The following is a 6410-nucleotide window of genomic DNA, read 5'->3' on the forward strand; positions in this document are numbered from 1 at the left end:
GCGGGCGGCGCGTGAGTTGCGTAACGGATATTATGTGAACCTGGGCATCGGCATCCCGACGCTGGTGGCCAATCACATTCCGGAGGGCGTCAGCGTCACCCTGCAGAGCGAGAACGGCATGCTGGGGATGGGGCCGTTTCCTTACGAGGGAGAGGCCGACGCCGACCTGGTCAACGCCGGCAAGCAGACGATCACGGCTCTGCCCTCCAGCTCCTACTTTTCGAGCGCGGACAGCTTTGCGATGATCCGCGGCGGCCACATCGACCTCAGCGTTCTGGGCGCCATGCAGGTGGCGGCCAACGGGGATCTGGCCAACTGGATGGTGCCCGGCAAGATGGTCAAGGGCATGGGCGGAGCCATGGACCTGGTGGCCGGCGTCAAGCGCGTGGTGGTGGTGATGGAGCATACGGAGAAGTCCGGCGCGCCCAAGCTGCTGGAGGCCTGCACCCTGCCGCTAACCGGCCAGAAGGTGGTGGACCTGGTGGTCACCGAGCTGGGCGTGTTCGACGTTTCCCGGGGACGGTCTCCGCTGACCTTGCTGGAGATGGCGCCGGGCGTGACCCTTGACGAGATCCGGGCCAGGACCGGGGCGAAGTTTGAGGTCGCCTGATCCTGCGGGGCTTGTAACCTTTCGCGGTCGGGGTTCGTATAGGCCGGTGACGTCAACCCACACGAGTGACCCATGACTTCCAAGCTGATCTTCGCCCTGACCGCATCGGCCCTGCTGCTCGCCGGCGCCTCCAACGCCGCTGCGGCCACCAGAACCGCCGTTTTTGCGGGCGGCTGTTTCTGGTCGATGGAGAAGGGTTTCGAGAGTACGCCGGGCGTGATCAGCGCGGTTTCCGGCTATTCCGGCGGCGCGTCGACCCGGCCGACCTACGAAAATCACACGGGCCATCTGGAGGCCGTGAAGGTCACCTATGACCCGGCGAAGATCAGCTACGCGAGGCTGGTCGACAGCTACTACCACCATATCGATCCGACCGACCCCTATGGCCAGATCTGCGACAAGGGCCCTTCGTACAAACTGGCGGTGTTTACCGCTGACGCCTCGGAGCGTGCGGTCGCCGAGGCGGCGCGCGCCAAGTACGAGAAGCAACTCCGGGCCAAGATCACCGTGGTCACCCGCGCCGCGGTCGCGTTCTACAACGCCGAGGACTATCACCAGGACTACTACAAGAAGAACCCGGTGGCCTACGAGCGCTACCGGATTGGCTGCGGTCGTCCTCAGGCGCTCAGGGCGGTGTGGGGCGGCCAGGAAGCCCGCTGACGGGATCTCGGGGACGCGGGGCGAAGCCCTCGCCGATGAACATCTCCACGCGGCGCTTGCGGCGATTGTCGAGCCGCACGCTGCCGATCTCCAGGCCCGAGGCGGCGGTGAAGTCGGCCTGCATCTCGGGCCGCCGCCAGCCCTCGTAGGAGACCATCAGCACGCGCCGGCCCAGGGCCGCCGTCAGCGGCGCGGTGGTCTCGGCCTGATTGCGCGGCCCCTCCATCAGGAGCCAGCTGGTGAGCGGCGGGCCCCCCATCCGCAGCCGGTCGCGCCCGTAGTAGGACATGGCGTAGAACAGGAAGCGGTTATTCACGGCGATGGCGCTGAGGTCCGGCTCGCGTTCGGCGCGGTCGAGGATCAGCTGGGTCATCTGGTCCCAGCCCCGGGCGCGTTTCAGGCCGTTGGCCAGGCCTGCCTTGTCGGCGACGGCGGGCGAGATGACGCTGACCAGAAAGAAGGCCGCGACCGCCGCCTGGATCGCGATGGCCGCAATCAGCCAGCGCCGCGCCCGCCAGCGCACCAGCCAGGCGGCGACGAGGATGGCGCCTGCCAGATAGCCGGCCCCGGACCAGTTGGCGTTGGCCCGGCTGATAAAGGCCTGACCGGTGACGATCAGCAGCGGCGGCAGGGCGAAGCACATGAGCAGCAGGTCGTTCTCGCTGATCCTGCGACGGGCGAACGCGAGACCGACGCCGAGCAGCAGGGCGACGAACGGGATCGGGCCAAAGACGCCCAGCTGTGACCCCAGGAACAGCCCCATCTCCGACAGGTTGAAGAGCTGGACGCCGCTCCAGGCCGCATTGGCCGCCGTGTGCTGGAAGGTGGCGAAGCCGTGGGTGGCGTTCCAGGCGAGATTGGGCGCCAGAACGATAGCGAAGGCCAGGATCGCCGATACCGCCGCCGGCCATGTCCACGCCGCCCGCGCGGCGCGCGAAAACGCCAGATGCAGACCCAGCCCGATCACAAAGTAGATCGCCGCATACTTGCTGAGGAAGGCCAGCCCAAGCGCCACACCCAGCCCCGCCGCGCGCCAGGGTTTGCGAGCCTGCGTCGCATCCTGCAGGCCCACATAGGCCAGGATCCCGAGCCCGAGGAAGAACAGCAGCGGCGCATCGGTGGCGGCCACCAGGGCGGAGAGCTGGATCCCCGGCATCAGGGCGTAGAGGGCCGCGGCGGCGAACCCCACCGCCGGCGTGTAGAGCCGGCGCCCGATCAGGAACACCACCACCGTCGCGCCCGCCTGGAACAGGCTGGCCGACAGCCGCACCCAGGCCTCGCCGTCGCCGCCGATGGCGGTGGTCGCCCAGATGGCCCAGGCGATCATCGGCGGCTTGGAATAGTATCCGAAATCCAGCGTGCGCGACCAAAGCCAGTACTGGGCCTCATCGGGGTAAAGCTGCAGCGGCGTGGCGAACAGCGCCACCAGCCGGGCCACGGTCAGGGCGGCCACACACAACAACACAGCGCGCAGGTCGCGGTCTCGGGACGGAATCAGGGGCGAGGCCTCGGGCATGCGACCACCATCCTAGAGCATGACGGCTTCGGGTGGATACCGGTTGAAGCGCCTGCGAGGCGCCTATGGCAAAGCGGCAACGGTCTTCCGGATTGTGACAGTCAGGGAGAGGCTGTAGCAAAACCGTCACCTACGACCGGATTTTCCACGCTATAGGCGGGACAACACCAGAGGATGTCCGTGATGCGGAGTCCTTCGAACGGGTCGATCCAAGAGGGGTAATCCATGAAAAAGTTCGTCGGCGGCGCCGCGCTGTCGGTTCTCGCGTTCGCAATGAGCACAGCCGCCTACGCCCAGGAAACCACATCGTCGATCCGTGGTGCGTTGACAGGCGACAACGGTGCGGTGGTATCGAACGCAACGATCACCATTCTGCATACGCCGTCTGGTACGCGGGCGGTGACACGCACTGGCGCCGATGGCGTGTTCGACGCCCGGGGCCTGCGGGTCGGTGGTCCATACACTGTCACGGTCACAGCCCCCGGCTTTGAAACAGAAACCGTCTCAGGCATCACCCTGACCCAAGCCGAAACGCTGCGACTGAACATCGACCTGTTCTCCGCCTCAGCCGTCGACGAACTGGTGATCACCGCCGCCCGCAACCCGGAGGCCGGCAATTCCGGCGTCTCCTCAACCCTTGGCCGTGACAGCATCGAGGCGGTGGTCTCGGTCAGCCGCGATATTCGCGACCTGGCGCGCCGCAATCTGCTGGCGTCTCAGAATACCGTCGCCGACGGCGGCATCTCGATCGCCGGATCGAACCCAAAGACCAATCGCATCACCATTGATGGCGCTTCGGTGCAGGACGATTTCGGTCTGAACTCGGGCGGCTTGCCCACCCTGCGCGGGCCGATCTCGCTTGACGCGGTGGAACAGTTCTCCGTTCAGGCCGTGCCTTACGATGTGGAAAACGGCGACTTCCAGGGTGGTGCGATCGATATCGTGCTGCGTTCGGGGAACAACAACTTCCACGGCTCAGCCTTCGTCAACTATCTGAACGACGGCATGGTCGGCCGTAAGCTGAAGGGCCGTCAGATCGACAGCGTCCAGAGCCAGACCAACTATGGCGGCTTCCTCTCCGGCCCGATCTGGAAAGACACCGCCTTCTTCGCCATCTCGTACGAAAAGTACAAATCCGCCGAGCAGGTTGCGTTTGGTCCGACGGGGTCCGGGTTCGCCAACTCGATTTCAGGGGTCACCCAGGCGACCATCGACCAGGTCAAGGGCATCCTGGACAACACCTATGCCACCGATTTCGACTCGGGGAACATTCCACGTGCAACGCCGATCCTCGATGAGAAGTACTCGGCCAAGATTGACTGGAACATCACCGACAAGCACCGGGCCTCGTTCACCTACCGCTACGCCCTGTCGGAATTGACCTCGCGGCCCAACCTGAACAGCGGCACGGCCGGCCTGTCCTCGAACTTCTACCTGACCGGCGAAGAGGATTACTCCTACGTTGGCGAGCTGAATTCCCAGTGGACAGATCAACTCACCACCCAGCTCCGGGTCTCCTACCGCGACTATGAGCGTCGTCAGGCGCCGCCGTCCGGTCAGGAATTCGGGGAACTGCAGATCTGCTCGGCGCCGACCTCTGACCTGGTGCTCACCACCTGCGCCAGCGGCTTCTCGAACGTGCGTATCGGCCCTGATGCGTTCCGCCAGGCCAATGAGCTGGAAACGCACAACCTGAACATCCAGGGCAAGGCGACCTATTCGCTGGGCGACCACCTGTTCAAGGTCGGTTTCGAGTCGCAGAACATCGAGATCGTGAACCTCTTCGTTCCTAACAGCGACGGTGTTTACTACTTTGACTCGATCGCCGATTTCCAGGCCGGCCGCGCCAACCGCCTCACCTACTCCAATGCGCCGTCAGGCAACCCCTTCGATGCCGCGGCGAACTTCAAGTACCAGCAGAACAGCTTCTACCTGCAGGACATTCTGGACATCACAGATACCCTGCAAGTCACGGCCGGCGTCCGGTATGACTGGTACAAGAGCGACGACAAGCCGATCCTGAACCCCTTCTTCCAGGCCCGGAACGGTTTCAACAATCAGGAAACCTACGACGGCCGGTCGATCCTTATGCCGCGGGTCGCCTTCAAGTTTGATCCCGGCAGCTGGTACCGCCTGAACGGCGGCGCCGGCGTCTTCTCGGGCGGTATCCCGGACGTCCTGATCTCCACTTCGTTCAGCACCACCGGCTTCGCCGCCGCAGGCGTCACCATCGAGCGCAACCCGGATGGCACCTTCCGCGAACTGGGCGCCAATCCGGCGTTCACCCAGGCCGCCGGCGCGGCCGCGCTGAACGTGAGCCGCACGGACCCCCGGTTTGGCTATGATCTGCCAGGCGCGGTGACCGGCCTGGTCACGCCGTCGATCATCCCGAGCACCTCGGAAGTTATCGCGCTCAATCCGTCGTTCCAGATTCCGTCGGCCTGGAAATTCTTCCTCTCCGGGTCGGCCGACCTGCCCTACGGCTTCAAGGCCCTTGTGGACTATGTGCAGACCGAGGTCCGCTCGTCGGTCAGCTACACCGACTTCAAGGTCCGCCCGCTGCTCGTCAACGGCCAGCAGCAGTTCACGCCGGACGGCCGGTTGCGTTACGACGGTCTCGTCATGACCGACGCGGCGCGTGCGACCGCCGGCGTCGCAGGCACCAATGTGCAGAATGCGGCCGATCTGGTTGTCGGAAACGAGAAACGCGGCACTGGCTACGTCTTCGCCGTCGGTCTGGCCCGCAACTTCTTCGACAACGACCTGCGGACCTCGATCGGTTACGTCCGCCAGAACCTGCGTGAAGGCACGAGCGGCGTTCGCTTCGGCACCACCTCGGGTTCGCTCTACGCCAGCCAGCTGGCCTCGGCCGAGGACTCCAACCGCGACGCTTATGGCCGCGGCTATGAGGAAGTCCGTGATCGGATCAAGTTCGAAGTGACCTATGAGAAGGAGTTCATCGAGAACGCCAAGACGCGCCTCACGATGTTCGCCGAGACCCGGTCAGGCCGGCCCTTCAACGTGACGATGGCCAGCCAGGGCGGAAACCGCAGCCCCATCTTCGGGACCAACCGCGGCGCCTATCAGCTGTACGTTCCGGACTTCGCCGGCGATGCGAACCCGAACGATCTCGATGTGGGCCTCGTGACCTTTGACAGCGTCGCCACCCTGAACCGCGTCCGTGACGCGGTCGCGCGGTTCGATCTTCCGGTCGGGATTGTGCCCAAGGGCTTCAACCGAAACCCGGACGTCAATCAGATCGACCTGCAACTGAGCCAGGAGATCCCGACGCCGATCAAGGGCCACAAGTTCAAGGTCGTGATGGATGTCCAGAACGTTCTCAACCTCCTGAACAACAAGTGGGGATCGGTTGAGGAGTATGGCGCGAGCGGTTCGGGGCAGGGAAACAACCGGATCGTCGACGTACAGTGCGCGACGGCGACGGGCGCGGCAGCGGGCAACGGGAGCCCCGTCTGCGTGCGATATCGCTACTCCAACCCGAACACGACAGCGTTGACCCGTTCGATCAACAACGCTCGCTCGCTCTGGTACGCTCAGGTGTCGCTCCGCTACGAGTTCTGACCCCTTCCGACGACTTTGATACTGACAGGGGCGGCTGCGGAA

Annotated in this window: 4 protein-coding genes; 3 read left to right on the top strand and 1 reads right to left on the bottom strand. The window is 64.7% G+C overall.

Annotated elements, in window-relative coordinates; translation table 11 throughout:
- Positions 1-610 (top strand): 3-oxoacid CoA-transferase subunit B (locus ACIQ42_RS14435; RefSeq protein ID WP_397422959.1); only part of this gene is annotated, 610 nt, incomplete at its 5' end.
- A 72-nt stretch (positions 611-682) separates the two neighbouring features.
- A complete protein-coding gene (gene msrA, locus ACIQ42_RS14440; protein WP_397422960.1) occupies positions 683-1270 on the top strand; it encodes a peptide-methionine (S)-S-oxide reductase MsrA in 588 nt (195 codons plus the stop codon).
- Here msrA and ACIQ42_RS14445 read toward each other — a convergent pair.
- Positions 1236-2786 (bottom strand): ArnT family glycosyltransferase, encoded by a 1551-nt coding sequence (locus ACIQ42_RS14445; protein WP_397422961.1) that lies wholly within the window; start codon positions 2784-2786, stop codon positions 1236-1238. The genes msrA and ACIQ42_RS14445 overlap by 35 nt on opposite strands.
- Before the next feature lie 225 nt (positions 2787-3011).
- On the opposite strand from ACIQ42_RS14445, the gene ACIQ42_RS14450 reads away from it, so the two are divergent.
- The gene (locus ACIQ42_RS14450; RefSeq protein ID WP_397422962.1) at positions 3012-6368 is read left to right on the top strand and encodes a TonB-dependent receptor domain-containing protein; all 3357 of its coding nucleotides are present in this window, start codon (positions 3012-3014) and stop codon (positions 6366-6368) included.
- The last annotated feature ends 42 nt before the right edge of the window (positions 6369-6410 follow it).

It is taken from the genome of Phenylobacterium sp., from assembly GCF_044372605.1.
In the GTDB taxonomy this organism is placed as follows: domain Bacteria; phylum Pseudomonadota; class Alphaproteobacteria; order Caulobacterales; family Caulobacteraceae; genus Phenylobacterium.